Below are 25,753 nucleotides of genomic sequence, written 5' to 3'. Positions count from 1 at the left end.
TGACCGGTTTTTCGCAGGGTGGTGTGTGGCAAGTGGGGTTAGAACCCCACTTGCCACTCACGACCTCCGCGCGAAGATGTGCAAAGTTCCCAAATCGGTCACTTTAACCTGAGAAAGTGTCCTTTGTGGACACCCGGGAGCATTCCGACCCTCTTCGGCAAGCTCGTAGCTGCCACTCAGGCCACCCCGCCACGTTTGACTTTCGGCTCAATAGAACCGTCCTTGCCACTCACGAGGTCTCACTCCCCGTGGTAATGCAGACCGGTCCTCTTCAGAACCACCCAGCGTTCACCGGGCCTGTCCGCGACGACCGGATACCACCGCGGCGCGACCGCGGCGGTCAGTTCGTCACCCCGGTCGATGAGGGAGCTCACCGCGGGTTCACCCACCACGATGAGCGCGGACCAGTCGACGTGCGCCAGCAGGTTGTCCTCGGTGACCCCGAACCGTTCCCCCAGGACCGTGACCAGGTCGTGCCCGGTGTCCGGGCCGGACTGGACTTCGCTGACGTCCGGGGCCTCTTCGTCGACGACGGCATCGGGCTCGTCGTAGTCGTCGTCCTCGTCTTCATCTTCTTCGTCGTCTCCGCGTTCTTCGGACCAGACGTGGTGATCGAGCCGCGAGATGCTGTTGCTCAGGTCGAAGGCCTGCTCGTCGGTCATGCACAGCGTCACCGTGTGCCCGTCGGTCAACGTGAAGGTCAGTTCGGCCTCCGGGTAGCCGCTGGTGCCGGGCTCGGCCTCGACCATGCCCGCCACGGTCCCGGCCAGCGCCGTGGGCGCCGGGCTCGTGCCCCAGTCCAGCGACGGCAGGTTCGCGGCCATCTCCAGTACGCAGGTCGCGGCGGTCCAGAACGCGTCCTTGTCGCGGAAATCCTTGCGGCTGCTGGTCAGGGTCCGGCCGCCGCCCAGCGGCTCGGTGCGGGCGTCCACTTGCCCCCGGCCGGTCCCGTTCTCCCAGATCGCGGTGACCGTGACCCGGTTGGCCAGGCGTTTGCGGTAGTTCTCGATATGGCCTTCCCTGGCGAGTTCCCAGCCGTTCACCGTCTCGGGCCAAGCGTCGTGCACTGCGGATTTCCTTTCCTGACGGGAAGACCCCCGGTCTCGGACGTGACAGGTCCGGTGATCGTTCCCGGTTCGCTTGACAACCGCTGCGCCACCCGGTCTACTGGAGGTATCGAACAAGCGTTCGAAGTGCCGCCTTCCCCGTGGCATGCCAGTGCCGTCCACAAAGGATGGTCTAGGTGTCGTGGGGAGGCGAGGTCCGGTGACAGCGGAGGTGGTCGAGGCACGGGCCTTGCCGTTGGCGAGGCTGGCGGCTTTGCCAGGAGTGAGCACGGCCAGTGGCGTGGCTTCCGCGGCCGAACACGCGAGGACGACGGGAAGGGTGCTCCCGGTGTCCCCGGCGTTGTCCGGTCTGCTGCCCGCCGCGGGGCTCCGGCGCGGGAGCACCGTTTCGGTGCTGGGGTCCACGTCACTGATGCTCACCCTGCTGGCCGCCGCGACCGCCGGCGGTGCGTGGGCGGTCGCGGTCGGCCTGCCCGCGCTCGGGGTGGTCGCCGCCGCGGAACTCGGGGTCGAGGTGGGCAGGCTGGCGCTGGTCCCCCGTCCCGGTGCCGAGTTCCCGGCGGTGACCGCGGCCTTGCTCGACGGCTTCGATCTCGTGGTCGTCGGTCCGGGGCTCGCCCGGCCCGACGTGGCGAGAAGGCTGTCCGCCCGCGCGCGCAACCGCGGTTCGGTGCTGCTTTCGCTGGGTTCCTGGCCCGGCGCGGAGGTCGAGCTGAGCTGTCGTCGTTCGCGCTGGACGGGCTTCGACGGTGGTGGCGCGGGCTATCTGCGCGCTCGTGAGGTGGAGGTACGAGCGGGTGGCCGGGGTGCGGCCGCCCGGCCGATGTCCGCCTTGCTGCGGTTTCCCGGCGAGGGTGAGGTCGAGCGTGCCGACTTCCCCGCGACCAGGTGGGGGACGGCATGAACCCGCCGGTGCGCATGCTGGTGCTGTGGTGCCCGGATTGGCCCGCGGTCGCCGCCGCGGCCGTCGCGGGCGAACCCGTCGGCCGCCCGGCCGCGGTCTTCTCGGCGAACCGTGTGGTCGCCTGCACCGCGGTGGCCAGGGGATACGGCGTCCGCCGCGGGATGCGGCGGCGCGAGGCCCAGTCCTGTTGCCCGGAGCTGGCGGTCTTCGGTGAGGACGACGGCCGCGACGCCCGGCTCTTCGAATCCGTCGCACGGGCGGTGGAGGAGCTGGCCGTCGGCGTCGAGGTGGTGCGCCCCGGGATCGTCGCCGTTCCGGTCGAAGGCGCGGCCGGTTACTTCGGCGGGGAGCACGGTCTTCTCGAAAGACTGGTGGACGAGGTGTCGGTGGCGGCGGGGGTGGAGAGTCAGGTCGGCGTGGCCGACGGCCTGTTCGCCGCGACGCTCGCCGCCCGCCGTTCGACACTGGTCGAACCCGGTGAGACGGCGGAATTCCTGGCCCCGCTGCCCATCCGCGAGCTCGACCAGCCCGAGGCCGACCGCGCCGAACTGGTCACCTTGCTCAAGCAGCTCGGCCTGCACACGCTGGGTTCCTTTGCGGCGCTTGACGAAAGCGATGTCTCCGCGCGCTTCGGGACGGAGGGTGTGCTCGCGCACCGGTTGGCGCGAGGACGGTCCGAGCGTCCGCCGTCGCGCCGCCGCCCGCCGCCGGAGCTCTCGCTCGCGAAGGCGTTCGACCCGCCGATCGACCGGGTCGACGCCGCCGCGTTCGTGGCGAAAGGGCTCGGTGAGCGCTTCCATGCCGGGCTCGCCGCGTACGGGCTGGCCTGCACCCGGCTCGGCATCTACGCCACCACCGAGACCGGCGAACAGCTCGGCCGGGTGTGGCGTTGCGCCGAACCGCTGACCCCGCTCGGCGTCGCGGACAGGGTGCGCTGGCAGTTCGAAGGCTGGCTGAAAGCCAAGGACCGCCCCAATTCCGGGGTCGTCCGGCTGCGGCTGGAGCCGGAGGAGACGGTCGAAGGCCGGTCGCTGCAGCTCGGGTTGTGGCAATCGGGTGCGGCGGGTGTGCTGCGGCCGTCCACCGAAGACGGGGACCTGTCCGGCGAGCGCGCCGGCCGCGCCCTGGTGCGGGTGCAGGGGCTGCTCGGCCCGGAGAGCGTCTTCACCGCGGTGCTCGACGGTGGCCACGGTCCCGCCGAGCGGGCCCGGCTGGTGCCGTGGGGCGACAGGCGGGAGAAGACGGCGCAGGCGGACGCGAACTGGGCCGGAAGGCTCCCGTCGCCCTCCCCGGCGACGGTGTTCGCCCGGCCGGTGCCCGCACAGGTGCTGGACGAGAACGGGCGCGTCGTGGAGATCACCGCGCGGCGCCGGGTCACCGCCGCGCCGTTCCTCGTGAGCTTCGAGGGCGGTGAGCCGCGCGAGGTCCTCGCCTGGGCGGGGCCGTGGTTCGTCGGTGTCCGGGCCGGGGCGGGGCACGCCCGGTCGGGGACCCGGATGCGGTTGCAGGTGCTCTTGGCCGACGGGCAAGACGCCGAGGAGGCGGTGCTGCTCCGCTTCGAGCACCACAAGAATCCGATGTGGACACTGGAAGGGAAGTACGACTGAACATGGACGAGGAGTACACGCGGTTGGTGCGGCGATGGCTTGAGGAACCGGCCATCCCGGTGCAACGTGCCGAGTTGGACACCGCCTGGGCGGCGTGCGTCCCGCGCGCGGAAGTGTTCGTCCCCGCGCCGAGAAGCTCGACCGAGAACCGGTGACCGATGGGCTGGAACAACCCTCCGCGGCCGTGGAAGGACCTCGCTCGCGAGCTCGCGGGCGAGGTACCGCCCGGCGACGGCGGCGACAGCCCCGCCTGGAGTGCCAAGCGGCAGGGCTATCAGCCGCCCGCGGATCTGACCGGGCTGATCGGTGACGACGACGGCGCCACCGCGCGCCGGGTGCCGTACGCCGAACTGCACTGCCATTCGAACTTCAGCTTCCTCGACGGGGCGAGCCATCCCGAGGAGCTGGTGGAGGAGGCCGCGCGGCTGGGCCTGGACGCGATCGCGCTCACCGATCACGACGGCATGTACGGCGTGGTGCGCTTCGCCGAAGCGGCGAGGGAACTGGGCGTGCACACCGTTTTCGGCACGGAGCTCAGCTTCGGCCTGTCCGGCCCGCAGAACGGGTTCGCCGATCCCGAGGGCGAGCACCTGCTCTTGCTGGCCAAGCAGAAGGACGGCTATCTGAGCCTGAACCGGGCGATCACCGCCGGGCAGCTGCACGGCTTCGACAGACGGTCGTTGTCCCCCAAGGAAAGGGCGGAGAAGGGCCGGCCGGTCTACGATCTGCGCGCGGTCGCCGAAGAGGTCCGCGGGAAGTGCGTGGTGCTCACCGGCTGCCGCAAGGGCGCGGTGCGCAAGGCGCTCGTCACCGAAGGCCCGGCCGCGGCCGTCGTGCGGCTGAAGGAACTCATCGACTGCTTCGGCCGGGAAAACGTCTACGTCGAACTCATCGACCACAGCCTTCCCTTGGACAGCACGCACAACGACCTGTTGAGCGAGATGGCCGCGGAATTCGGGCTGCCGACGGTGGCGACCACGGCCGCGCACTACGCCCGGCCGGAGCGGGCTCCGCTCGCCGACGCGCTGAGCGCCATCCGCGCCCGGCGGGGCCTGGAGGAGATGGAGGGCTGGCTGCCCGCCGCGGGGACGGCGTTCCTGCGGTCGGGGGAGGAGATGGCCGAGATCTTCGCGCGGTATCCGGGCGCGGTGCAGCGGGCGGCGCTGCTCGGGCGGGAGTGCGCGTTCGAACTCCACCACATCGAGCCGAAGCTGCCGCCGTTCGACGTACCGGAGGGACACACCGAAGCGTCCTACTTGCGCTACCTCACCAAGAAAGGCGCGGAGGAGCACGAGAAGAACAAAGACGCCGAGTACCGCGAAAAAGCCGGGAAGCTGATCGACCACGAGCTGGAGATCATCGAAGAACTGGGCTTCCCCGGCTACTTCCTGATCGTCTGGGACATCGTGCGGTTCTGCCGGGAGAGCGACATCCTCTGCCAGGGCCGGGGATCGGCCGCGAACTCGGCGGTCTGTTACGCGCTCGGCATCACCAAGGTCGACGCCGTGCGCTACGGCCTGCTCTTCGAACGGTTCCTCGCCCCGGAACGCGACGGCTATCCGGACATCGACCTCGACATCGAATCCGATCGCCGTGAGGAGGCGATCCAGTACGTCTACCGGAAATACGGGCGGCTGAACACCGCGCAGGTGGCGAACGTGATCACCTACCGTGCGCGGTCCGCGGTCCGGGACGCGGCGCGGGCGCTGGGATACTCGCCCGGCCAGCAGGACGCGTGGAGCAAGCAGATCGACCGCTGGGGTGCGTTGCGGGCCACGGAGAAGGACCACGATCACGACATCCCGGAGGAGGTCGTGGAGCTGGCCTGCGCGCTTGAGGACTTCCCGCGGCATCTCGGCATCCATTCCGGTGGCATGGTGATCTGCGAACAGCCGGTGAGCGAGGTGGTCCCGATCGAATGGGCCCGCATGGAGAATCGCAGCGTCGTGCAATGGGAGAAGGACGACTGCGCCGCCGCCGGATTGGTCAAATTCGACCTGCTCGGGCTCGGAATGTTGTCGGCCCTGCATTATATGATCGATCTGGTTCGTGACCACAAAGGGGAAGAGGTCGACATCTCCGAATTGGATCTCAAGGATCAGAACATCTACGAAATGCTCTGCCGTGCCGACGCGATCGGTGTCTTCCAGGTGGAGAGCCGCGCGCAGCTGGCCACGCTTCCTCGCTTGCGCCCCAAGAAGTTCTACGATCTGGCGGTCGAGGTCGCGCTCATCCGGCCCGGTCCGATCCAGGGTGGTTCGGTGCATCCCTACATCCGGCGCAAGAACGGTCAGGAGAAATGGGATTTCGACCATCCGAAACTGGCCAACGCGCTGGGGAAGACGCTCGGCGTCCCGTTGTTCCAGGAACAGATGATGCAGATCGCGCTCGACATCGCCGATTTCACGCCGGCGGAGGCGGATCAGTTACGGCACGCCATGGGTGCCAAACGCTCCGAACACAAGATGGAAAGACTCAAACGTCGCTTCCTCGAAGGTGCCGCGAAGAACGACGTCGACGGGGAGCTGGCGGAGAAGATCTTCGGCAAGCTCAAGGCCTTCGCGAATTTCGGTTTCCCGGAGAGTCACGCGCTGAGTTTCGCCCTGCTGGTGTTCGCGAGTTCGTACTTCAAGTACTACCACCCGGACGCGTTCCTGGCGGGTTTGCTGCGCGCGCAACCGATGGGGTTCTACTCACCGCAGTCGTTGGTCGCCGACGCGCGGCGGCACGGAGTGCGGGTGCTCGGCCCGGACATCAACGCGAGCCTCCCGCACGCGACGCTGGAACCCTTGCCGGAAGGGGGAAAGCTGCTCGCCGTGCGAGGCGGCCTGTCCACCGTGCGGATGATCGGCGAGAACCTGGCGAAGAAGATCGTCGAGGAGCGGGAACGCGACGGCCCGTTCGCGGACCTGGCGGAGGTCGCCCGGCGGGTGCGGCTGACCAAACCGCAGGTCGAGGCGCTGGCCGCGGCCGGCGCGTTCGCTTGTTTCGGCGAGAGCAGGCGGAGCGCGCTCTGGGCGGCGGGCGCGGTCGCCGACGAAAGCCTGGAGAAACTGCCGGGGCTCATCACCGGGGTCAAAGCGCCGATGTTGCCCGGGATGGACGAAATCGACATCGCGGCGGCGGACGTCTGGGCCACCGGGGTGTCACCGGACAGCTTCCCGACCCAGTTCATCCGGGAACACCTCGACGAACTCGGCGTCGTCACGGCGGCGGGCCTGCGCGAGATCTCGCACGGCACACAGGTGCTGACCGGGGGCGCCGTGACCCATCGCCAGCGGCCGGCGACCGCGGGCGGTGTCACCTTCATGAACCTCGAAGACGAGACGGGGATGATCAACGTCATCTGCACGATGGGTGTGTGGCAGCGCTATCACCGGGTCGCCCGCGGCAGTCCCGCGCTGCTGGTCCGCGGCGTGGTCGAGCGCACCGGCGAGGTGGTGAACGTCCTCGCCGAACAGATCCGGCACCTGCCGTTGCGGATCACCGCCAAGTCCCGTGACTTCCGCTGAATCCCCTTGACGATCACCCGAGGGCTGTGCTGAAGTTCCTTCAGCGTCGCAGTGCACCCGGCAAAGGGACCGCCGTGGGCATGGAGGCGCCGGACCATGGGAAATCATGGAAACCACAGCTCAGACGAACGGCCGGTTGACGGCGTTCGGAAATCAACTCGTTCAGGTTCACAATTGGCTGCGTAAAGAGCTGGCCTTGCTGCACGACGACCTCGGGTCGGTCGCGGAGGGGCGCGCCGAGCGGCTGCGCGATCTCCGGGCGCATTGCCTCACCTTCTGCTCGGCGCTGACCAGGCATCACACCGGTGAGGACGGCGGCGCTTTCCTTGTGCTGGCGGACAAATTCCCCGAATTGCGGCCGTCGCTCGAAGAACTCGCGCACGACCACGGGGTGATGACCGGGATCATCGAACGGCTCGAAGAGCTGGTCGCCGGTGTCGGCCCCGGGTCGAGTCAGGACGAGATCCTTGACGTCCAACGGGAACTGGACGGCCTCACGGCGATCATGGAGACGCATTTCCGGTACGAGGAGAAGCGGATCGTCGAGGTGCTCAACTCGCTGGACATGCCGGAGTGGCAGGAGTCGAAACCGTCTTTCTTGCTGAAGACGCATTAGGACACGTTCTGTCCTATACGGGCTCTAGCGTTCTTCTCATCGCTTACGACGACTGAGGAGAACTCCGATGAGCAACCCGATTCCCGACGGCTACCACTCGGTCACCCCGTGGATCATCTCGCGGGACACCGCGGGCGTGATCGACTTCTTGAAGCGGGTTTTCGACGCGGAACCGATCGGCGAACCCGTGTACGTCGAGGGCGGGAAGATCGGGCACGCCGAGGTCCGGATCGGCGACTCGGTCGTCATGTTGTTCGACGCGCGTGACGACTGGGTCGACACTCCGGCGTACCTGCGGCTCTACGTCGAGGACAGCGTGGCGACGCAGCGCCGGGCCGTCGAGGCGGGCGCCGAAGAAGTGACAAGGCAGACCGAGCTCTTCTTCGGCGACCGCGTCGGCCGGGTTCGTGACCCGTTCGGCAACCTGTGGTGGATCCAGACCCGGCTGGTCGACCTCGACCAGCCGGAGATGGAGCGCCGGATGAACGATCCGAAGTTCATCGAGGCCATGCGCTACGTCTCCGGCACGGAGATCATCTCGAGCCGCTGAAATCGGTAGGGTGGTGGCAGCGACGCGGAGGTGAGCCGGTGGATCACCACCCACTCCGGGGCAACCCCGGGGAGCACGAGGACAGCGAGACAAGGCGCCCCGCGCGAGAGCGGCATGCTTCGCGTACGGGTCCGCGCGGATGACAGGAGAAAGAGTCATCTCCGCGTCGCTCCTCGAACCCCTGCCGGTCTGGCGATTCCAGGTGGCCCGCTGGGCGACCTTCGACGACTGTGCCGCCGCCCTCGACCTGACGACCGGCGAACTCTCGTGGTTCGCCGACGCGAAGGGATGGAACAGGCGCGCGGCCGAGCCGGTCCGGCACTACACCTATCGCTGGATCCCGACCGCTTCGGGCGGGGTGCGGCTCATCGAGCGGCCGAAACCGCGGCTCGCCGAACTGCAGCGCCGGATCGTGCGGCACGTCGTCGACGCGCTGCCGGTGCACGAGGCCGCGCACGGATTCCGGCGCGGGCGTTCGCCGATGTCGTGCGCGGCACCGCATGCCGGCCGCGAAACCGTGGTCAGGATGGACCTCGAAGGGTTCTTCCCGGCGGTGTCCGCGCGCCGGATCTCGGGGTTGCTCGCCCTCGCCGGCTATCCGCCCGCGGTGGCGGAAGCGCTGGCGGGCATTCTCACCACGGCCGTTCCGCCCGATGTCCTCGCCACCGTGCCCGGCGGACGGCGGGATCCGGCGCGAACGCGGCTGCTGAACAACCTGGCGGCCACGCATCTGCCGCAAGGCGCGCCGTCCTCGCCCTCGGTCGCGAACGCGGTCACGCACCATCTGGACCGTCGGCTCGACGGGCTCGCGCGCGCACTGGGCGCGACGTACACCCGATACGCCGACGATCTGGCGTTCTCCGGGGATTCCCTGCCGCTGCACCGCTTGCTGCCCGGCGTCCGGCGGATCGTGACCGGCGAGGGTTTCCGGCTCCGGGACGACAAGACCTCGATCGCCGCCGCGCACCAGCGGCAACGGGTCGCGGGCCTGGTGGTCAACAGCGCGCCCGCCGCGACGCGTGCCGACTACGACGCCCTGCGTGCCCTGCTCCACAACTGCGTCCGGACCGGCCCGGAGGCGTAGAACCGGGGCGAGCACCCGGACTTCCGTGCCCATCTTCTCGGCCGGATCAGCTGGATCGCCGCGTCTTCGCCGGCACGGACGGCGAAGCTGCGCGCGATGTTCGACAGGATCACCTGGCCGTGAGCGGGTGTGCGATCCTGGACGGGTGATCGAGACTGCGGAGGACTACCGAGAAGCCGTTCTTTCCCAGCAATGGTGGGAAAAACGCAGTTTCGTCGGCTGTGATTTCACCGAAGCCGACCTGCGCGGGCTGCGCACTCAAGGCTGCACCTTCGACCAGTGCGACTTCACCAAGACCGACTTCGACGCCTCGCGCCACGAGGCGTCCGCGTTCCGCTCGTGCACCTTCGACCGCACTGTGCTGGCGAACACACGGTGGAGCTCGTGCTCGATGCTCGGATCGTCCTTTGTGGACTGCCGGTTCCAGAAGATCGCCTTCACCGAATGCGATCTTTCGCTGGTCTCGCTCAGCAAGGCTCGGTTGTCCAAAGTGGACCTGGGTGGCCTGCGGCTTCGTGAGGCGAACCTGCTCGAAGCGGATCTGACCGGTGCCGATCTGCGCGGCGCGGACCTCACCGGTGCCCGGCTGGCGGGGGCGAAGCTCGAGGGCGCGGACCTGCGCGGCGCGCGGCTCGACGCCAACGGCCTGGTGCAGGCGAACCTCTCCGGTGTCCACGTGGACACCGAGACCGCGATCGCCTACGCCGCCGCGCACGGTCTCGTCATCCACTGACACCGCGTGCAAGGAACGGGCCGTTCCTTGCGAAATCCGCAAGGAACGGCCCGTTCATAGCGCTAGTCGATCGGCGGTTCGCCCGGATCCAGCTCGATGAGGTCGCCCTCGGCGAGCAACTCCTCGATGGACGCGGGCAGCAGGTACGCCGATCCGCCACCCGGCTGGTTGAACCACGGGATCGCGACACCGGCGAGGGCTTCGAGCGGACGCTGCACGCGGTACACGTGGTATGGCCGGTTCACCCACTCCGGCACGAGCGAACGCTCCTCGAACGGCGTCCCGGCCGCGTAGGTCAGGTTGCCGTTCGGGCCGCCGAAACGGTCCAGCTCGCTGCCCGCGGGCAGCTCACGCAGCTCCTTGCCGCGGAACAGCGTCAGCGGCGGCTCGCCGTTGAGCGGCGAGATCGGCCAGTTCTGCTTGGCGTCCGGAGTCCCGGCGTTCGCCGCGGCCGGCGGGCGGGCCGGTTCCTCGCGCCGCATCGGCGGCGGCGGAGGCGGCGTCACCGGCGGCTCACGCCGCGGCGGCGCGGGCGGCGGGGTCGCCAGCACCGGATTCGGCCGCGCCGGGGGTGCGGGCGGGACCGGAGCTGGGGCGGGCTCGTCGTCCAGATCGTCCCCGAGCAGCTCCTCGGCCGTCGTGAACGCGGTCTGCTCCTGTGCCGGGATCGCCTCGCGGGGCGGCACCGGATGCGAACCGGTCGCGATCTCGGGGGACAGCGTCGCCAGCACGGGCGGCGCCGGCGGCTCCTCGACAGGTTCCTCTTCGACGGCGGGCTGCTCCTCGGGAGGCGGCGCGCCGTTCGGGTTCAGCAGGACCTTGCCGAGCATGAAGGCGGCCGCGTCCTCGGCGTCGCCGAACACCGCCGGGTTGGTCAGCTTCCCGTCGTACCAGCCGACCCGCCAGCCGCCGCCGTCGACCTGTTCGACACTCCAGCCGTGCTCGGCGGGGGCGCCGATGCGGTAGACGTCGTCGGACACGTCGAGGTCGTCGAACTTCGCCTGCAGCTCGTTGAGCACCGGCACCGGGTGCTCGGGGCGGCGGCGCGGGGCCGCTTCCTCACGACGCGGCTCGGGCTCCGGGTGCGGCACGGGGGTGGCAGCAAAGGTCCCCCGCTCCTGCGGCGGGCCGTCGACCTGTGTGACCTCGGAGTCCGACGGCGGCGGTGCCACGTTCGGCTCCGCGTCGTGCGTCAGAAGAGGCAGCTCAGGACCGGCGTCGGCCTGCTCGACCGGCGTGTAGCCGGTGGTCGTCTCCTCCTCCGGGGGCGCGTACGGCTGCTCTTCCTCCTGCCGGGCGTACGCGTCCTGCTCTTCCTCGAGAGGCGGCTCGTAGGTGCCGGCCTGCGGAGCCCGCGCGTAGGTGGTCGCCTCCGGGTCGGCGATCTGCGGCTCCGGCTGGGGTTCGGTGTCCTGCCGGGCCTCGTCCGCGTACGTGTCCTGTTCGGACGCGTACGGGTCTTCGTAGCCTTCTTCGTACTGCTGCTCGGCGGCGGCCTCGTGGAAGTCCTGCGCCTGGTAGTCCTGCGTGTCGTAGTCGTCTTCGTACCGCTGGGCCTGCTCGGCCTGATCCGGGACGGCGGACTCGGCGGCGGGAACGGCCGCCGCCGCGGCGACCGGAGCCGCGGCCGCGGCGGCCATCGCGGCCGGATCCGGACCCTGCTGGTGCGGCGGCTGAGCGGCGGGCTGGTTGTTCGGACCGGGAGCGCCCTGCCCGGGTCCGGCCTGCTGCGACGGCACCGGACCGTTCTGCGGCGGGCCCTGCGGCGGCGGGCCCGAGGGCACGCCGTTGGGGCCACCCGGCCCACCAGGGCCGTTGGGGCGCTGCTGCGGAGGCTGATTCCCCCGGGTGAGGTACCCCGCCGCGGCCTGCAGCGTCGGGGCGTCGACCTCGGGCAGCGCGAAGTTGTTCTGCCGGACGTGGTCGATCAGGTCGAGCTCCGGCGAGACGCCGTACTCGCGCAGGTAGAAGTTCACGGCGGCGGGCCAGATCCACTGCCCGTCGCTGTGGAAGGCGACCGGCACGGTGGCCTCGGGGGTCTGCGCGAGCCGGTCGATGTCGTAGCCGCGTTCGGTGACCACCAGGGGCGCGTGGTCGAGGTACTCGAGCAGCCTGTCCTGCTCCTCGATCTCAAGGTCGGGCCGGTTGATCACCGGACGCCCGGCCGGGCCGATGGTGTCGAAGATGCGGGCGATGCGGAAATGCGGTCCGGGCTGCTCGGGGCCGAGGCCGGACATCCGCCGGATCAGCCATTCGGGCACGTTCTCCTCGGAGCGGGGGAACATGCGCAGTTCGTCGGAGAGCGCCTGCGGAGGCGGCGCGAGACGCCACTGCGGCTCGTCGCGGTTGTATTCGAGGTTGTAGCTGGACGGGTGATCGAGCTGGTAACGGGCGTTGAACCAGGTGCCGCGGCCGTCGCGGTACATCCCGGCACGGAGCCTGCCGAACAGCGTCGCGATGTCGTGCGTCGCGACCCACTCGTGCGAGGTGCCGTCCTCGGTGATGATCTCGCCGGTCATCTCGTGGTACCTGCCGACGGCTCGGTACTCGGCGGTCACCTTCCGCCAATCACGCGGAGCGGCTCGCAGCAGGGCGAGGCCGATCTGTTTGACCAGGGTGTCCTGCTCGGTCGCGTTCAACTGAGTCGTCGGTTGTGCCACGGTCACATTTTGACCGTATCCGCGCTCGTGTGCACCCCGCATGTGGGTTTTGCCGCTATTGACTCGCGCGGAAGGCGCCCTGACCTGGTGCCGGGTCACTCACCCGGGATACTGACGGAGTGAACCGACTTGCCCGCGAGACCCCGAAGGACGAGGACTGATGGCGGTGGCCGGACAGCGGCGTGACCGTGGGGCACTGCTCCATCACCTGCCGTTCCTGCTGGTGATGCTGGTGGTGGCCGTCGCCGCCCTGCGGATCGGCCAGTACCACTGGCGGCAGGGCGCCGTGCTGATCGGTGGCGCGCTGCTGCTCGCCGGCCTGCTCCGGGCGGCGCTGCCCGAAGCGAAGGCCGGGTTGCTGGCGATCCGGGGCAAGCCGGTCGACGTCCTGACCTACGGCGCGCTGTCGGTGTTGATCCTGTTCATCGCGTTCACGATCACCGGCGGGCCCCTGTCCTAGAGAGTCAGGACGCCATGGCGGGGGCCAGGCGTGCTTCGCGGCGGTCCATGCCGCCGGACACCACGGCAAGCGAGAGTCCCAGGACGGCCAGCGACGCACCGACCCAGTTCGGCGCGACCAGGCCGAAGCCGCCCGCGATGACCAGCCCGCCCAGGTAGGCGCCGATCGAGTTCGCGATGTTGAACGCCGACTGCACGGCCGCCGAGACCAGCGACGGCGTTCCGCCCGCCTTCTCCATGATCCTGGCCTGCATCATCGGGCCGATCATGAACCCGGCCAGGCCGACGAAGAAGATCGTCACCGCCGCGCCGACCTTGCCGTTCGCGGTGAAGGTGAAGATCGCCAGCACCGTGGCCAGGCCGAACAGGGAGACGTAGAGGCTCGGCATCAGCGCCTTGTCGGCGAGCCTGCCGCCGAGGATGTTGCCGATCGTCATGCCGACACCGGCCAGCGAGAGCAGCAGTGTGACGTTCGACGGCGAGTAGCCGGTGACGTCGGTCAGCATCGGCGCGATGTAGGACAGGCAGGCGAACACGCCGCCGAGACCGAACGTGACGATCGCGAGCGCGAGCCACACCTGCGGACGGCGGAAGGCGCCGAGTTCGCCGCGCAGCGACGGCTCGGCCGGTTTGCCCTGGTGGGGGACCAGTTTCGCGATCGCGGCCATGGCGAGCAGGCCGATCACCGCGACGACGCCGAAGGTCGCGCGCCAGCCGACCTTCTGGCCGAGCAGCGTCCCCAGCGGCACGCCGACGACGTTGGCCAGCGTCAGGCCCAAGAACATCATCGAGACGGCCTTCGCGCGTTCGCCCGGCTTGGCCAGGCTGGACGCGACGACCGCGCCGGCGCCGAAGAACGCTCCGTGCGGCAGGCCGGCGAGGAAGCGGAAGGCGACACCGAACTCCTGGTTCGGCGAGAGCGCGAAGAGAGTGTTGCCGAGCGTGAACAGCCCCATCATCGCCAGCAGCATCGTCTTGCGGGGCAGCCGGACGGCGGCCGCGGTGAGCAGCGGGGCGCCGACCACCACGCCGAGGGCGTAGCCGGAGATGAGGTAGCCGGCGGACGGGATCGACACGCCGAAGTCGGCGGCGGCTTCGGGCAGCACGCCCATCATGACGAATTCGGTGGTCCCGATGCCGAAGGCACCGATGGCGAGCGCGAGCAGCGCGACGGGCACGGCTCTCCTTCCGGGGTCGTACGTGAGTAAACGATTACTCGCCCAGCGTCGCGGATGGGGAGCTGAATCGATTTAGGTCTCGGACACAAAAAAGACAGCGCGTGCGGCCCCAGCGTCGACGAGCTGTCCTGCGTCCAGTTCAACGGATCAAGGGGGCGTTTGTCATCCCGGTTTCGGGTGAGGCTGGCCACCCTCAGCGGCGGGCGGCGAGCACCCCCTGGAGCAGGCCGGGGAACAGCTCGTCGAGATCGTTGCGGCGCAAGGAGTTGTAGCGGGCGGTGCCCTGCTGGCGGCCCATGATGATGCCCGCTTCGCGCAGTGTGCGCAGGTGATGGGTGAGTGTGGACTTGGTCACGGCGACGTCGAAACCGCTGCACGAGATCTCGGTTTCGGATTCCGCCAGCTGGCGGACCATGTCGAGCCGGACCGGGTCCGCGAGCGCGGCGAGGACCGCCTCGATCCGGATCTCGTCCTGATCGGGATAGACGTACTGCTGCGTCGCGGTCATCCGTCCATAGTACGACGCCCCTCGAACTTTGCGCGAGTTCGTAGTACGGTCTGCATCGAACTACGACAACCATCCAACAACGACCCCCAAGTCGCCTTTAGCGGGCTAAACGCGCTCCGGCCCCGACCTGCGTTTCGCGGGCTAAACGCGATCCGGTGGGTCTGGAGCTGGGGACTCATGACTTTCGCACCACCCAGGACCGCGGTGCTGGCGCTCGGCACCTTCGCGGTCGGCACCAGCGGCTACGTCGTCGCCGGGCTGCTGCCCGCGCTGACCGGCGAGCTCGCCGTCTCCGAGACCGCCGCCGCCCAGCTGGTCACCGCTTTCGCCATCGCGTACGCGGTCGGCTCACCCCTGTTCGCCGCGGTCACGGGCCGCTGGGAACGCCGCACGCTCCTGGTCGCCGCGCTCGTCGTCACCGCCGTCGGCAACGCCCTCGCCGCCCTCGCGCCCGGCTACGTGACCCTGCTCCTCGCGCGGGTCGTCACCGCGATCGGCGCGGCGGTCTTCACCCCGGCCGCGAGCGCCGTCGCCGCCGAACTCACCTCGCCGGAACGCCGGGGCCGCGCGGTCGCGCTCGTCTTCGGCGGGCTCACCATCGCGACGATCTTGGGTGTCCCGCTCGGCAGCGTCCTTTCGCAGAGCGTCGGCTACCAGGCCGTCTTCGCGCTCGTCGCGGCCTTCTCGCTTCTCGGCGCCTTCGCCGTCCGGATGGTCTTGCCCGCCGTCCCGGCGCCACCTCCGGTCCGGCTGGCCGAACGGTTCACCGTCGCCAAGGACCCGCGCGTCCTCGCCATGCTCGGCGCGACCGTGCTCGGCTGCCTCGCCGCGTTCTCGGTGTACACCTTCATCTCGCCTGTCCTGTCGGCCACCGCGGGCGTCCACGGCACGACGGTCAGCCTGCTGCTGTTCGTCTACGGCGCGGGCGGCGCGCTCGGCAACATCCTCGGCGGCCGCGCGACCGACCGCTGGGGCGCCAAGGGACCGCTGCTGATCGTCTTCGGCGGGATCACCGTGGTGCTCGCGATGCTGCCGCTGGTCGCGACCAGCGTCGGCGGCGCGGCCGTCATCCTGTTCCTCTGGGGCTTGGCCACCTGGTCGATCAACCCGCCGATCCAGCACCGGCTGATCGAGCTGTCCAAGCAGAACGCCGGGCTCGTCCTCTCGCTCAACGCGTCCGCGATCTACCTCGGCGTCGGCCTCTCCGGCCTGGTCGGGGGAGCGGTGCTCAGCGGCGGTGGCCCGCTCCTGCTGCCCGAGATCGCGGCGGTGCTGACCGCGCTCGGCGCGGCCGTGGTCGTGGTGGGCTGGCGGAGCCGCGTGAAGCAACCCGCCATGGCCGATTGACGGCTACTCGGCGCGCGTCTGGACTTCGCAGTCGGGGCCGGGGAACACGAGCCCTTCGTGTCCGTCCGCGAACCGGACGAGATACGGCGGGGCACCGTGTTCGCCGCGTACCTCGAGGATTTCGCCGCGTTGTTCGGCCGAGCCCACCGTGCGTCCGTGTACGTGGATCTCGTCTCCGACGGTCGCCTGCATGAGAATCACCTCCGACGTTCCAAGGTTAGGAGCGTCGGGGTGATCCCGCTACAGTGTCGGCATGATCCTCGAAATCCTTGGAGGCGCGACGCCTCACGTCCGGTGAGCCCGTCGATCCGGGTCCGTACGCCCTCGGAGCTGCGTGCGGCCAGAAGAAGGAAATCCCATTCCTGCTGGGGTCATCTCGTCGCGGCACCGCTATGGCCATTGCACGGCGCGAATCTCGGCACCCTGCTGAGGACCTGCGACGCCGTGGGTGCTTGCCTTGCCGTGCCGAGGTTTCCCTGGGTGCCGGAGGCGCTGCGCCGGGGGAACACGTTGCGGCGTCCGGCTTGTGTGCACTGGGTGCACGATCCACCCGGCTGGCTGACGCGGGAGAACGCGGCGGGCACGGCGATCGTCGGCGTCGAACTCGCCGACGAATCCGTGCGCCTCGCCGATCTCCCGCCCGCGCGAGGACGGACGATCGCCGTGCTCGGCCACGAACAGCAGGGGATTCCGCCGGAAGCGCTCGACCTTCTCGACACCGTCGTCGAAATCCCGATGGTGGGCACCGGCGCGAGCCTCAACGTCGCCGTCGCGGGCAGCCTGGTGTTGTACAAATTGGCGGGCCTGCTGTGACCGTCGCCGATAGGCTGCCCGGATGACCGACGTACTCGACAAGGTGGCCGGGAAGAGCGGCGAATTGGTACTCCGCCGGGCGGGCGGCGATTTCGAGGTCATCGCCAACGGCGTCTTCCTGATGGACACCCGCAACGGTGAATCCGAACGGTTGCTCGTCTCGGTGGCGGCCGATCTGGTGCCGGGCAAGGCGCGGATGCTGATCGGCGGCCTCGGTGTCGGCTATTCGCTGCGGGCCGCGCTGGACCACCCCGGAGTCGGCGAGGTCGTGGTCGTCGAGCGTGAGCCCGCCGTGATCGGCTGGAACCGCGAGGGCCCGCTCAGGGACGTCCACGACGACGCCCTGTCCGACGAACGGGTCACCGTCGTGGAGGCCGATCTGGTGAAGTGGTTGCGCCGGACGGAAGAGCGGTTCGACGCGCTGTGCCTCGACATCGACAACGGTCCTGAATGGACGGTCACCGACGGCAACGCGAAGCTGTATTCCGACGACGGTCTCGACATGCTCACCGCACGGTTGCGTCCGGGCGGGGTGCTCGCGGTGTGGAGCGCCGAGTCGGTGCCGTCGTTCGCGAAACGGCTGCGGGCGCGGTTCGGTGAGGTGCGGGAGCTGAAGATCCCGGTGCCGCAAGGCGAACCGGACGTGCTGTGGTTCGCGCGGGTGTAGCGGACGCCGCGCGTCCTGTGGCGTGGCTTCGCCGTACTGTCCAATTTGGACACTCAGGGCGGCCTGGCACGGGCTGCTGCGGGGCCGGCTGAAATGATCGCCGCATGGAGATCACGACCTGGCACCTCGAACAGACCTCGCCGGACGACCTGAGCGCGGCGAAACCGCCGGCCGTCCCGGTGACGGTCACCCGCTCCGAGCTGGTCAGCCCGGAGCTGAACCGCTACCTCTACACCGCCGTCGGCGGCGACTGGTTCTGGATCGACCGGCTCGGCTGGACGTGGGCGCAGTGGATCGAGTGGCTGGACAGGCCGGGCGTCGAGACCTGGGTGGCGTACGCGCAGGGGACGCCGTGCGGGTACTTCGAGCTCGACGGCAGCAGGGATGGCGAGGTTGAACTCGCGTACTTCGGCCTGATGTCCTCCTTCGTCGGCAAGGGCCTCGGAGGGCATCTGCTGACCATCGCGCTGCGGGAGGCGTGGGCGCTCGCAGAGCGCTGGCCGGGCAAGACGCCGACGCGCCGCCTCACGGTCCACACCTGCACCACCGATGGCCCCGCCGCGCTCAAGAACTACCAGGCCCGCGGTTTCCGCTTGTTCCGCACCGAGGTCGAGCAGGCCGAACTGCCCGCCGAGACGCCGGGGCCGTGGCCGGGAGCCGGGAAGAAGTAGCTACTTCGCCGACGCCTTGGCAGCGGCCTTCGCCGCCTTCTTGAACGCCCGCACCTCGCCGAGGGTCTTCGCGTCGACGACGTCGGCGATCGAACGCCGTGAGCCGCGGTCGCCGTACGAGCCCGCGGCGGCGCGCCAGCCCTTGGGCTGCACGCCGAGCTGCTTGCCGAGCAACGCGAGGAAGATCGCGGCCTTCTGGTCGCCGTAGCCGGGCAGCGCCTTGAGCCGCTTGAGGACTTCGGGGCCGTCCGGCTTGGGGCGTCCGGCGGTCCAGATCCCGGCGGCGTCGCCGTCGTAGTGTTCGACGACGTGGTCCGCGAGGTCCTTCACCCGCCGGGCCATCGAGCCGCCGTAGCGGTGGATCGCGGGCGGGACCACGCAGAGCTCGACGAAGGTCTCGGTGTCCATCGCGTGGATCTTCTTGATGTCGAAACCGTCCATCCGGTCCGCGATCTTCTGCGGGCCGCGGAACGCGTGTTCCATCGGGAACTGCTGGTCGAGGAGCATCCCGACGAGCAGCGCGAACGGGTCTTCGGTGAGCAGCCGGTCCGCTTCCTCGTCTCCGACCAGGTGCAATGCGCGCGTCATGCGCTCAGGATCTCACGACGGGGCCAGTATGCGCGTCCTCATCCGACTGCGCCTAGCAGGTCCGCCGCCGCGCTGGTGACGGCCGCCGAGACCGCGGCCAGCGCGGGGGAGTCGAGTTTCCACTGCTGCCAGAACAGCGGTACGTCGATCGGGTGAGCCGGGTCGAGGCAGACGAAGGTGCCGTCGCGCAGGCGGTCGCCGATCTGCGCGAGCGGCACCATGCCCCAGCCCATCCCGGCCGCGACGGCGTCGAAGAACCCTTCGGACGACGGGACGTAGTGCCGCAGCGGGCTCGCGATCGTGCCGCGCTCGCGCGCGAAGCGGTCTTGAAGGTCGTCTCGGCGGTCGAAGATGACGACGGGTGCGTGGGCGAGGTCGAGGTCCGTGCCGAGCGCCGGGCTCACGACGGCCAGGTACCGCATGTGCCCGAGCCGGTGCACCGAACACCCCGCGACCGGATCGGGTGACGATGTCACGGCGGCCATCACCAGGCCCTCCCTCAGCAGGGTCGTGGTGTGGTCCTGATCCTCGCGATGCAGTTCGAAGCAGATCTTCTGCTCGGGCGGCACCCGCGTGAGGGCGGGAAGGAACCAGGTCGCCAGCGAATCCGCGTTGACCGCGATCGGCAGCCGGACCGGCTCGTCGCCGGCGGTCAGGCCGAGTTCGGCCCGGGTGTCGGCCTCCAGCAGGGCCATCTGGCGGCCGAACCGCACCACCGCCTGCCCGGATTCGGTCAGGCGCACCGGTTTCGTGCGGATCAGCAGGACAAGGCCGGTGCGCTGTTCGAGCGCCTTGACGCGCTGGCTGATCGCCGACGGGGTCACGTGCAGCGCCGAAGCCGCCGCGTCGAAGGTGCCTTCGTCGGCGACCACCAGCAGCGTGCGGACCAGGTCGAGCGGCAGATCTGTCATCACGAACGCTAATCTTACGTAAGAATCTTTAGCTGTACTGTTGACGATCCGCTTCCTAGTGTTCTGCACATGGGAGACGTTCTGTTCAGCCTGGGTGCCGGATTCGGCGCCACCATGGCCCTCATCGTCGCGATCGGCGCGCAGAACGCGTTCGTGCTGCGCCAGGGCATCCGCCGCGAGGCGGTACTCGTGGTGGTGCTGATCTGCATCTTCTCGGACGCCATCCTGGTCAGTCTCGGCGTCGGCGGGGTCGGCGCACTGGTGGGGACGTCACCCGAAGCGCTGACCATCGTCGCCCTGATCGGCGGCGCCTTCCTGCTCTGCTACGGCGCACTCGCGGCCCGTCGCGCGTTCAAACCGGCCGCGCTGGAGACCGGCGGCCCGGAGACCGGCGGATCGCTGCGCCGCATCGTGCTGACCACGCTGGCGATCACCTGGCTGAACCCGCACGTGTACCTCGACACGCTCCTCCTGCTCGGCGCGGTCGCGGCCGGGCACGGCAGCGACCGATGGGCGTTCGGCGTGGGCGCGGTGTCGGCCAGCGTGCTGTGGTTCCTCGCGCTCGGTTTCGGCGCGCGGCTGCTCAGCGGGTTCTTCCGCAAGCCGTCGTCGTGGCGAGTGCTGGACGGTCTGGTCGCGGCGACGATGATCGCGCTCGGTGTGACACTCGTGGCCAGCGCCTGATCTGTCCTTGTGATCTGTCACAAGAAGTGGCGGGTAAGTCTGGTCGGTCTCCTGGTTCCGGTCGTCGGTTTGTGACGCATGATGACTCGCATCACATACTGACGAGTAACCGGAGGCAGGGATGCGGGCTCGGATCCTCACCACGCTTGTCGCGGCCTTGACGTTCACGATCGCCGTCCCGGCGGCGGCGAGCGCGGCGCCGTCGAGCGGTTGGAACGACTGGTCGTGCGAGCCGAGCGCGAGCCATCCGGAGCCTGTGGTGCTGGTGCACGGCCTCGGCGGCAACGCGACGACCAACTGGTTCTACCACGCGCCGAAGCTCAAGGACGCCGGTTACTGCGTCTATTCGCTGACCTATGGCGCCACCGTCCTGGGTGGACAGTTGTTCGGCGGGCTCGCCTCCATGCGGAAGAGCGCGGCCGAGCTCGGCGCGTTCGTGGACCGCGTGCGGACGAGCACGGGCGCGGATAAGGTCGACATCGTCGGGCATTCCGAGGGGACGACGATGCCCGCGTACTACCTCAAATTCGAGGGAGGCGCGGAGAAGGTGAAGCATTTCGTCGGCTTCGGCTCGAACTTCAAGGGCACGTCGCTCAACGGCTTCTCCGAGCTCGCGAGGGCCGTGCTTTCGTTGCCGGGGATCGACCTGCTCGCCGACGGCGTGTGCGGGGCGTGCCGCGAATACCTCGCGCCGTCGGACTTCCTCGACGACCTCGCCCGCGGCGGCGTGACAGTGCCGGGGCCGACGTACACGAGCATCGTGAGTCGGCACGATCGAGTGGTCACGCCGTACACCAGCGGTGTGCTGGACGAGCCGGGCGCGACCGACATCGTGCTGCAGGACCGTTGTGGCGCGGACGTTTCCGGGCACCTCAGCCAGGCGATCGACCCGAACGTGACGAGCCTGATCCTCAAGGCGCTCGACCCGGAAGGCGCTCCCGCGCCGAAGTGCGTGCCGTTCTTCGCGCCGCTGTAGGTGTCAGGGCCGGGTCGCGTGCACCACGAACACCGACCGGACCCGATCCTCGGATTCGACGTCGAGGCGCTTCACGGTCACCTCGGTGAAGCCCGCTTCGGAGGCCAGTTCCGCCGCGTCGTCCTCGGTTTCCGGCAGCTTCAGGTCGGCGGGGACGATCGCGGCGAACGCCTCCGACGGCCGGAACGCCGACGCGATCGGCAGGCTGAAACCGACCCGGCCGCCCGGGCGCAGCGCCCGCAGCCAGTCACGGAGCGCGGCGGCGCCGAGGAAGTGCAGCGAAGAGGCGCACAGCACGGCGTCCGCGCCTTCGTCTTCCACCGGCGACGGGACCGCGGAGGCGACCTGCCAGGTGATGCGCTTGCCGGGATCGTGGGTCGCCGCCTTCGCCTCGGCCTGGGCGATCATGCCCGGCGAGATGTCGATCGCCAGCACTTCGCCCGGCTCCAGGCGCAGCGCGGCGAACGCGGCCGCCCCGGTCCCGGTCGCGACGTCGAGAACACGTTCGGGCGCCGTGCGGCCGAGACCGTCGACGAGCGCGTCGGCGACGAGGCCGTGGAAGGTGTCTTCGTCGTAGTGCGCGGCGAGGCCGTCGAACAGCCCGGCCGCGATCTCCTCACTCACGACGGCGACCTTGACCGGGAGACGGCGGCGTCCGGCGAAACCCAGGTCGACGCGGTGATACCAGGCCAGCTCGGGGTCGCCTTCGAGCCAGCACAGCAGGACGTCGACGCCGTCGAGCTCGGCGGGGAAGTCGATCAGGAGCGGGGCGAACCCCTTCAGCTCCGCACCCGTCCGCTGGACCGTGGTCATCAGATCGTCCAACCGGGCCTGCGCGGCCTTCCACTCCGGCATCCCGCCGAGCGACGTCTCCCGGCCGCCCGGGCGCAGGGAGGCGGCGAGCTCGGCCGCGTCGGCGCGGAGACGGACGAGCTCGTCGAGCACCGGGCGTAGCCGGGCGAGCTCGGCGCGGGCTTCGGGAACGGTGAACAGACCCATGCGCCGATGGTCCCAGCCCGCCTAGCGGCGGCGCCGGGCGAGTCTCGACGCGAGGCCCGCGCCGATCAAGAGGAAACCGGTCGCGAGCAGCCCGCCGATGAACAGCCAGCTCGTGACGCCGTAGGTGACATCGTTCTGCGGCAGGTATTTCACCAGCCGGAAGCCCCACTCCGGGACGGCGATGGTGGCCACGCCCGGCGCGACGCCCCAGACGAGACCGCCGAGGATCGGGCCGGTCGCCGAGAGCGCGCCGAGCAGCCCGACCGCCAGCAGGAGGATCCCGCCGCCCACGAGCAGCCCGATGCTGAGGACGTCACGCTGGGTGCTGAGCGTCGCCTGGACGAGCATCTGCTGCCGCAGGCCGCCCCACGCCAGCAGGCCGAGGGCGACCGGCGTCAGGATCAGGCCGCCCGCGCCGCTGAGGACGCGCCGCACGCCTCGGCCGGCGCGCGGGTCTTCGGCGCCCAGGTCGTCGTCGAAAGGCTCATACGGTTCGTAGGACTCGACGTCCTCGTACGGTCTCCGGGGATCCTTGGGGCGCTCGTGCTCTTCGTACTCCTGGTAGTCCTCGTCGTCGTACTCCGCGACGTACCGGTGCGATGACATGGGCGGGTCACCTCCCTTAACCGGACTACGGACGCAGGTCCCCTTCGGTTCACTTCGATCTTCGCGGAGCGCGTTTAGCCCGCTAAACGCGATTTGAGCGGCGGCGCGAGAGGGTGCCGACCAGGCCCGCCCCGATCAACAGGAAACCGCTTCCGACCAGCGCGCCCATCACCAGCCAGGTCACCAGGCCGACGCCGAGCTCGCGGCCACCGAGGTCGTAAAGGAAGCTCACCATGCTTTGCGAGCTCAGGAGCGACGTGAGCCCCGGCACCACACCCCAGATCAGCCCGCCGAGGACCGGCCCCAGACCGGACAGCGCGCCGAGGAGTGCGACGCCGAGCAGGAGAAGGCCGCCGACGAGCAGCAGGATCAAGCCGAGCGGGTCGTCGCCGACGGTGTAGGCCTGCGCGTACATCCGTTGCAACCGCGAGCCGCCGTAGATCACCAGGCCGAGCGCGACCGGCGTGAGCAGGATGCCGCCGAGTCCACTGATCACCCGGGGCACCGCACGGCTGCTTTGCCTAGGCTGGAAATAAGGCTGCGGTGCCGCCGGCTGCTCGTGCGGCGGCACGGCGTAGGGGTCGGTGGTCATGAGGTCCTGCCTTTCCGGTGGCCGACGTGCCGATCGTCGGGTGCGGTTCGATGATGACGTGGTCGGCGCCGTTCCCGTGACGGCCGGATGGCCGTCGTGTGACCGGGTGACGTCGGACACATCCGCCTCGTGGAGACTTGATACCGACCACTACTGGAACCATCCAGGACCGTTAAGCAGTACGCTTGTACCGCTACCGGAGACTGAAGAAGAACGCGAAGATCCGCGGAAGGAGCACCGCTGCTCATGGCCAAGATCAAGGTCCAGGGCACCGTCGTCGAGCTCGACGGTGATGAGATGACCCGCATCATTTGGCAGTTCATCAAGGACAGGCTGATCCACCCGTACCTGGACGTGAACCTGGAGTACTACGACCTGGGCATCGAGGAGCGGGACCGCACCGACGACCAGATCACCATCGACTCCGCCAACGCGATCAAGAAGCACGGCGTCGGCGTCAAGTGCGCCACGATCACGCCGGACGAGGCGCGCGTCGAAGAATTCGGCCTGAAGAAGATGTGGCTCTCGCCCAACGGGACGATCCGCAACATCCTCGGCGGCGTGATCTTCCGCGAGCCGATCGTCATCCAGAACATCCCGCGCCTGGTGCCGGGCTGGACCAAGCCGATCATCATCGGCCGTCACGCGCACGGTGACCAGTACAAGGCGACCAACTTCAAGGTCCCCGGCCCCGGCACGCTGACGATGACCTACACCCCGGCCGACGGATCCGAGCCGATGGAGTTCCAGGTCGCGCAGTATCCCGAGGGCGGCGGCGTCGCCATGGGCATGTACAACTTCCGCAAGTCCATCGAGGACTTCGCGCGCGCCTCGCTGCAGTACGGCCTCGACCGTGAGTACCCGGTCTACATGTCGACCAAGAACACCATCCTGAAGGCCTACGACGGCATGTTCAAGGACGTGTTCGAGGAGATCTACCAGGCCGAGTTCAAGGCCGACTTCGACGCCAAGGGCATCTCCTACGAGCACCGCCTGATCGACGACATGGTCGCCGCGGCGATGAAGTGGGAGGGCGGCTACGTCTGGGCCTGCAAGAACTACGACGGTGACGTCCAGTCCGACACGGTCGCGCAGGGCTTCGGCTCGCTGGGCCTGATGACCTCGGTGCTGCGCACCCCGGACGGCAAGACCGTCGAGGCCGAGGCCGCGCACGGCACGGTGACCCGGCACTACCGCCAGCACCAGCAGGGCAAGCCGACCTCGACCAACCCGATCGCGTCCATCTTCGCGTGGACCCGCGGTCTCGAGCACCGCGGCAAGCTGGACTCGAACCCGGAGCTGATCGGCTTCGCGAACAAGCTGGAGCAGGTCGTCGTCGAGACCGTCGAGAGCGGCAAGATGACCAAGGACCTCGCGCTGCTGATCAGCAAGGAGCAGCCGTTCCAGACCACCGAGGAGTTCCTCGCGACGCTGGACGCCAACCTGGCCAAGAAGATCGCCCAGGGCTGAGCCGCGTAAGCGCTTGAAGGCCCCCTTCCCTCGCGGAAGGGGGCCTTTTCGCGTCGTGACGGTGGGTGCCCGTGGCCGATCGGGGTTGGCGCCTCCGGGTGGTTGGCCATCCGGGATCTGGGCGACCGCCCCGGCTTCTGCCACTCTGGACCGGACAGAAAACGATTCCCTTGTTCGAGGAGTGACCATCATGGCCATCTCGAAACCGGTCTTGTTCATCGGCGGTGGACTGGCGCTGATCGTCGTCGTCGCCATCTCGGGACAGGACAGGGAGTCGAGCGCGTCGAGCCCGACCGGTTGCCAGGTCGTGGTGACGGCGGACGTGCTCAACGCGCGCGACGCCCCCGGTGGGCAGAAGATCGTCGGCAAGTACGTCAAGGACGCGAAGATCGACGCGCAGCCGGTGGTCGAGAACGGCTTCCGCAAGATCGCCGAGGGCAAATGGGTGTCGGCCGAGTTCGCGCCCCCGGTCCAAGGCGCGAAATGCGGCCCGTGACCTGCGGCTTCGCGTTTAGCCCGCGAAACGCAGGTGGGCTCTGACCTGCGGCTTC

27 protein-coding genes are annotated in these 25,753 nt (G+C 69.2%); 17 read left to right on the top strand and 10 right to left on the bottom strand.

The annotated features are described in order from the left end of the window. Positions 1-239: 239 nt before the first annotated feature. Complete coding sequence (locus tag ACIRGA_RS17375; RefSeq protein WP_400942193.1) at positions 240-1,067, bottom strand: hypothetical protein; 828 nt, start codon at positions 1,065-1,067, stop codon at positions 240-242. A gap of 199 nt (positions 1,068-1,266) precedes the next feature. On the opposite strand from ACIRGA_RS17375, the gene ACIRGA_RS17370 reads away from it, so the two are divergent. The 8 genes from ACIRGA_RS17370 (at position 1,267) to ACIRGA_RS17335 (ending at position 10,073) form a co-directional block, all read left to right on the top strand. Beyond that, positions 1,267-1,971 (top strand): hypothetical protein, encoded by a 705-nt coding sequence (locus ACIRGA_RS17370; protein WP_400942191.1) that lies wholly within the window; start codon positions 1,267-1,269, stop codon positions 1,969-1,971. Further along, positions 1,968-3,578 (top strand): DNA polymerase Y family protein, encoded by a 1,611-nt coding sequence (locus ACIRGA_RS17365; RefSeq protein WP_400942189.1) that lies wholly within the window; start codon positions 1,968-1,970, stop codon positions 3,576-3,578. The genes ACIRGA_RS17370 and ACIRGA_RS17365 overlap by 4 nt, the downstream gene beginning before the upstream one ends. Before the next feature lie 2 nt (positions 3,579-3,580). Continuing rightward, positions 3,581-3,733, top strand: a complete 153-nt coding sequence (locus ACIRGA_RS17360) for a hypothetical protein (protein WP_167373507.1) — start codon at positions 3,581-3,583, stop codon at positions 3,731-3,733. A 3-nt stretch (positions 3,734-3,736) separates the two neighbouring features. After that, positions 3,737-7,090, top strand: a complete 3,354-nt coding sequence (locus ACIRGA_RS17355) for an error-prone DNA polymerase (protein ID WP_400942187.1) — start codon at positions 3,737-3,739, stop codon at positions 7,088-7,090. A 106-nt stretch (positions 7,091-7,196) separates the two neighbouring features. Further along, positions 7,197-7,706, top strand: coding sequence for a hemerythrin domain-containing protein (locus tag ACIRGA_RS17350; RefSeq protein WP_400942185.1), 510 nt, complete (start codon positions 7,197-7,199; stop codon positions 7,704-7,706). Between the two features lie 67 nt (positions 7,707-7,773). Next, positions 7,774-8,256 (top strand): VOC family protein, encoded by a 483-nt coding sequence (locus ACIRGA_RS17345; protein ID WP_400942183.1) that lies wholly within the window; start codon positions 7,774-7,776, stop codon positions 8,254-8,256. A 139-nt stretch (positions 8,257-8,395) separates the two neighbouring features. Next, positions 8,396-9,340, top strand: coding sequence for a reverse transcriptase family protein (locus tag ACIRGA_RS17340; protein ID WP_400942181.1), 945 nt, complete (start codon positions 8,396-8,398; stop codon positions 9,338-9,340). A 145-nt stretch (positions 9,341-9,485) separates the two neighbouring features. After that, complete coding sequence (locus tag ACIRGA_RS17335; protein ID WP_400942179.1) at positions 9,486-10,073, top strand: pentapeptide repeat-containing protein; 588 nt, start codon at positions 9,486-9,488, stop codon at positions 10,071-10,073. A gap of 62 nt (positions 10,074-10,135) precedes the next feature. Here the strand turns inward: ACIRGA_RS17335 and ACIRGA_RS17330 are convergent, their stop codons facing one another. Continuing rightward, the gene (locus ACIRGA_RS17330; RefSeq protein ID WP_400942177.1) at positions 10,136-12,775 is read right to left on the bottom strand and encodes a glycohydrolase toxin TNT-related protein; all 2,640 of its coding nucleotides are present in this window, start codon (positions 12,773-12,775) and stop codon (positions 10,136-10,138) included. 118 nt (positions 12,776-12,893) lie between these two features. Here ACIRGA_RS17330 and ACIRGA_RS17325 point away from each other — a divergent pair, with 118 nt between their 5' ends. Beyond that, entirely contained in the window at positions 12,894-13,193 is a 300-nt protein-coding gene (locus tag ACIRGA_RS17325) for a DUF3017 domain-containing protein (protein WP_005166510.1), read from the top strand. A gap of 4 nt (positions 13,194-13,197) precedes the next feature. Here the strand turns inward: ACIRGA_RS17325 and ACIRGA_RS17320 are convergent, their stop codons facing one another. Continuing rightward, positions 13,198-14,370 carry an MFS transporter gene (locus tag ACIRGA_RS17320; protein ID WP_400942175.1) on the bottom strand — a complete coding sequence of 391 codons (1,173 nt, stop codon included), beginning with the start codon at positions 14,368-14,370 and terminating at the stop codon, positions 13,198-13,200. Between the two features lie 193 nt (positions 14,371-14,563). Further along, entirely contained in the window at positions 14,564-14,878 is a 315-nt protein-coding gene (locus ACIRGA_RS17315; RefSeq protein WP_400942173.1) for an ArsR/SmtB family transcription factor, read from the bottom strand. 177 nt (positions 14,879-15,055) lie between these two features. Between ACIRGA_RS17315 and ACIRGA_RS17310 the strand changes: the two genes are divergently transcribed. Continuing rightward, positions 15,056-16,225: an MFS transporter gene (locus ACIRGA_RS17310; RefSeq protein WP_400942171.1), complete on the top strand. Its 1,170-nt coding sequence runs from the start codon at positions 15,056-15,058 to the stop codon at positions 16,223-16,225. Between the two features lie 3 nt (positions 16,226-16,228). Here the strand turns inward: ACIRGA_RS17310 and ACIRGA_RS17305 are convergent, their stop codons facing one another. Further along, positions 16,229-16,417: a DUF1918 domain-containing protein gene (locus ACIRGA_RS17305; RefSeq protein ID WP_037332488.1), complete on the bottom strand. Its 189-nt coding sequence runs from the start codon at positions 16,415-16,417 to the stop codon at positions 16,229-16,231. 207 nt (positions 16,418-16,624) lie between these two features. On the opposite strand from ACIRGA_RS17305, the gene ACIRGA_RS17300 reads away from it, so the two are divergent. From ACIRGA_RS17300 to ACIRGA_RS17290, 3 genes are all read left to right on the top strand, one after another. Next, a complete protein-coding gene (locus ACIRGA_RS17300; RefSeq protein WP_400942168.1) occupies positions 16,625-17,038 on the top strand; it encodes a TrmH family RNA methyltransferase in 414 nt (137 codons plus the stop codon). A gap of 22 nt (positions 17,039-17,060) precedes the next feature. Beyond that, positions 17,061-17,705: a spermidine synthase gene (locus ACIRGA_RS17295; RefSeq protein ID WP_400942166.1), complete on the top strand. Its 645-nt coding sequence runs from the start codon at positions 17,061-17,063 to the stop codon at positions 17,703-17,705. Positions 17,706-17,809: 104 nt separating this feature from the next. Beyond that, positions 17,810-18,376: a GNAT family N-acetyltransferase gene (locus tag ACIRGA_RS17290; RefSeq protein ID WP_400942164.1), complete on the top strand. Its 567-nt coding sequence runs from the start codon at positions 17,810-17,812 to the stop codon at positions 18,374-18,376. On the opposite strand, the gene ACIRGA_RS17285 is transcribed toward ACIRGA_RS17290, so the two are convergent. Beyond that, positions 18,377-18,964, bottom strand: coding sequence for an HhH-GPD-type base excision DNA repair protein (locus ACIRGA_RS17285; protein WP_400942162.1), 588 nt, complete (start codon positions 18,962-18,964; stop codon positions 18,377-18,379). Positions 18,965-19,002: 38 nt separating this feature from the next. After that, entirely contained in the window at positions 19,003-19,878 is an 876-nt protein-coding gene (locus ACIRGA_RS17280; protein ID WP_400942160.1) for a LysR family transcriptional regulator ArgP, read from the bottom strand. Between the two features lie 66 nt (positions 19,879-19,944). Here ACIRGA_RS17280 and ACIRGA_RS17275 point away from each other — a divergent pair, with 66 nt between their 5' ends. Both ACIRGA_RS17275 and ACIRGA_RS17270 read left to right on the top strand, forming a co-directional pair. After that, positions 19,945-20,559 (top strand): LysE/ArgO family amino acid transporter, encoded by a 615-nt coding sequence (locus tag ACIRGA_RS17275; protein ID WP_400942158.1) that lies wholly within the window; start codon positions 19,945-19,947, stop codon positions 20,557-20,559. A 121-nt stretch (positions 20,560-20,680) separates the two neighbouring features. Further along, the gene (locus ACIRGA_RS17270) at positions 20,681-21,535 is read left to right on the top strand and encodes an esterase/lipase family protein (protein WP_400942156.1); all 855 of its coding nucleotides are present in this window, start codon (positions 20,681-20,683) and stop codon (positions 21,533-21,535) included. Positions 21,536-21,538: 3 nt separating this feature from the next. Here ACIRGA_RS17270 and ACIRGA_RS17265 read toward each other — a convergent pair whose 3' ends face one another. From ACIRGA_RS17265 to ACIRGA_RS17255, 3 genes are all read right to left on the bottom strand, one after another. Further along, the gene (locus ACIRGA_RS17265; RefSeq protein ID WP_400942154.1) at positions 21,539-22,534 is read right to left on the bottom strand and encodes a DUF2203 family protein; all 996 of its coding nucleotides are present in this window, start codon (positions 22,532-22,534) and stop codon (positions 21,539-21,541) included. A gap of 21 nt (positions 22,535-22,555) precedes the next feature. Then, on the bottom strand, positions 22,556-23,140 hold the full coding sequence (locus tag ACIRGA_RS17260; protein ID WP_400942152.1) for a hypothetical protein: 585 nt from the start codon (positions 23,138-23,140) through the stop codon (positions 22,556-22,558). Positions 23,141-23,222: 82 nt separating this feature from the next. Further along, positions 23,223-23,732, bottom strand: coding sequence for a hypothetical protein (locus ACIRGA_RS17255; protein WP_400942150.1), 510 nt, complete (start codon positions 23,730-23,732; stop codon positions 23,223-23,225). Between the two features lie 246 nt (positions 23,733-23,978). On the opposite strand from ACIRGA_RS17255, the gene ACIRGA_RS17250 reads away from it, so the two are divergent. Continuing rightward, positions 23,979-25,202 (top strand): NADP-dependent isocitrate dehydrogenase, encoded by a 1,224-nt coding sequence (locus ACIRGA_RS17250; RefSeq protein WP_400942148.1) that lies wholly within the window; start codon positions 23,979-23,981, stop codon positions 25,200-25,202. A gap of 190 nt (positions 25,203-25,392) precedes the next feature. Beyond that, positions 25,393-25,698: a hypothetical protein gene (locus ACIRGA_RS17245; RefSeq protein WP_007032064.1), complete on the top strand. Its 306-nt coding sequence runs from the start codon at positions 25,393-25,395 to the stop codon at positions 25,696-25,698. Positions 25,699-25,753 lie beyond the last annotated feature (55 nt).

This window comes from Amycolatopsis sp. NPDC102389 (assembly GCF_044765885.1).
Lineage (GTDB): Bacteria > Actinomycetota > Actinomycetes > Mycobacteriales > Pseudonocardiaceae > Amycolatopsis.
This window is presented reverse-complemented; position numbering and strand designations above follow the sequence as displayed.

What these genes read in the sequence shown, in the direction of transcription:
- ACIRGA_RS17365 (WP_400942189.1), top strand. Translation starts at nt 1,968, where the DNA reads ATGAACCCGCCGGTGCGCATGCTGGTGCTGTGGTGCCCGGATTGGCCC.
- ACIRGA_RS17360 (WP_167373507.1), top strand. Translation starts at nt 3,581, where the DNA reads ATGGACGAGGAGTACACGCGGTTGGTGCGGCGATGGCTTGAGGAACCG.
- ACIRGA_RS17355 (WP_400942187.1), top strand. Translation starts at nt 3,737, where the DNA reads ATGGGCTGGAACAACCCTCCGCGGCCGTGGAAGGACCTCGCTCGCGAG.
- ACIRGA_RS17350 (WP_400942185.1), top strand. Translation starts at nt 7,197, where the DNA reads ATGGAAACCACAGCTCAGACGAACGGCCGGTTGACGGCGTTCGGAAAT.
- ACIRGA_RS17345 (WP_400942183.1), top strand. Translation starts at nt 7,774, where the DNA reads ATGAGCAACCCGATTCCCGACGGCTACCACTCGGTCACCCCGTGGATC.
- ACIRGA_RS17340 (WP_400942181.1), top strand. Translation starts at nt 8,396, where the DNA reads ATGACAGGAGAAAGAGTCATCTCCGCGTCGCTCCTCGAACCCCTGCCG.
- ACIRGA_RS17330 (WP_400942177.1), bottom strand. Translation starts at nt 12,775, where the DNA reads ATGCGGGGTGCACACGAGCGCGGATACGGTCAAAATGTGACCGTGGCA.
- ACIRGA_RS17325 (WP_005166510.1), top strand. Translation starts at nt 12,894, where the DNA reads ATGGCGGTGGCCGGACAGCGGCGTGACCGTGGGGCACTGCTCCATCAC.
- ACIRGA_RS17315 (WP_400942173.1), bottom strand. Translation starts at nt 14,878, where the DNA reads ATGACCGCGACGCAGCAGTACGTCTATCCCGATCAGGACGAGATCCGG.
- ACIRGA_RS17310 (WP_400942171.1), top strand. Translation starts at nt 15,056, where the DNA reads ATGACTTTCGCACCACCCAGGACCGCGGTGCTGGCGCTCGGCACCTTC.
- ACIRGA_RS17305 (WP_037332488.1), bottom strand. Translation starts at nt 16,417, where the DNA reads ATGCAGGCGACCGTCGGAGACGAGATCCACGTACACGGACGCACGGTG.
- ACIRGA_RS17295 (WP_400942166.1), top strand. Translation starts at nt 17,061, where the DNA reads ATGACCGACGTACTCGACAAGGTGGCCGGGAAGAGCGGCGAATTGGTA.
- ACIRGA_RS17290 (WP_400942164.1), top strand. Translation starts at nt 17,810, where the DNA reads ATGGAGATCACGACCTGGCACCTCGAACAGACCTCGCCGGACGACCTG.
- ACIRGA_RS17285 (WP_400942162.1), bottom strand. Translation starts at nt 18,964, where the DNA reads ATGACGCGCGCATTGCACCTGGTCGGAGACGAGGAAGCGGACCGGCTG.
- ACIRGA_RS17275 (WP_400942158.1), top strand. Translation starts at nt 19,945, where the DNA reads ATGGGAGACGTTCTGTTCAGCCTGGGTGCCGGATTCGGCGCCACCATG.
- ACIRGA_RS17270 (WP_400942156.1), top strand. Translation starts at nt 20,681, where the DNA reads ATGCGGGCTCGGATCCTCACCACGCTTGTCGCGGCCTTGACGTTCACG.
- ACIRGA_RS17265 (WP_400942154.1), bottom strand. Translation starts at nt 22,534, where the DNA reads ATGGGTCTGTTCACCGTTCCCGAAGCCCGCGCCGAGCTCGCCCGGCTA.
- ACIRGA_RS17260 (WP_400942152.1), bottom strand. Translation starts at nt 23,140, where the DNA reads ATGTCATCGCACCGGTACGTCGCGGAGTACGACGACGAGGACTACCAG.
- ACIRGA_RS17255 (WP_400942150.1), bottom strand. Translation starts at nt 23,732, where the DNA reads ATGACCACCGACCCCTACGCCGTGCCGCCGCACGAGCAGCCGGCGGCA.
- ACIRGA_RS17250 (WP_400942148.1), top strand. Translation starts at nt 23,979, where the DNA reads ATGGCCAAGATCAAGGTCCAGGGCACCGTCGTCGAGCTCGACGGTGAT.
- ACIRGA_RS17245 (WP_007032064.1), top strand. Translation starts at nt 25,393, where the DNA reads ATGGCCATCTCGAAACCGGTCTTGTTCATCGGCGGTGGACTGGCGCTG.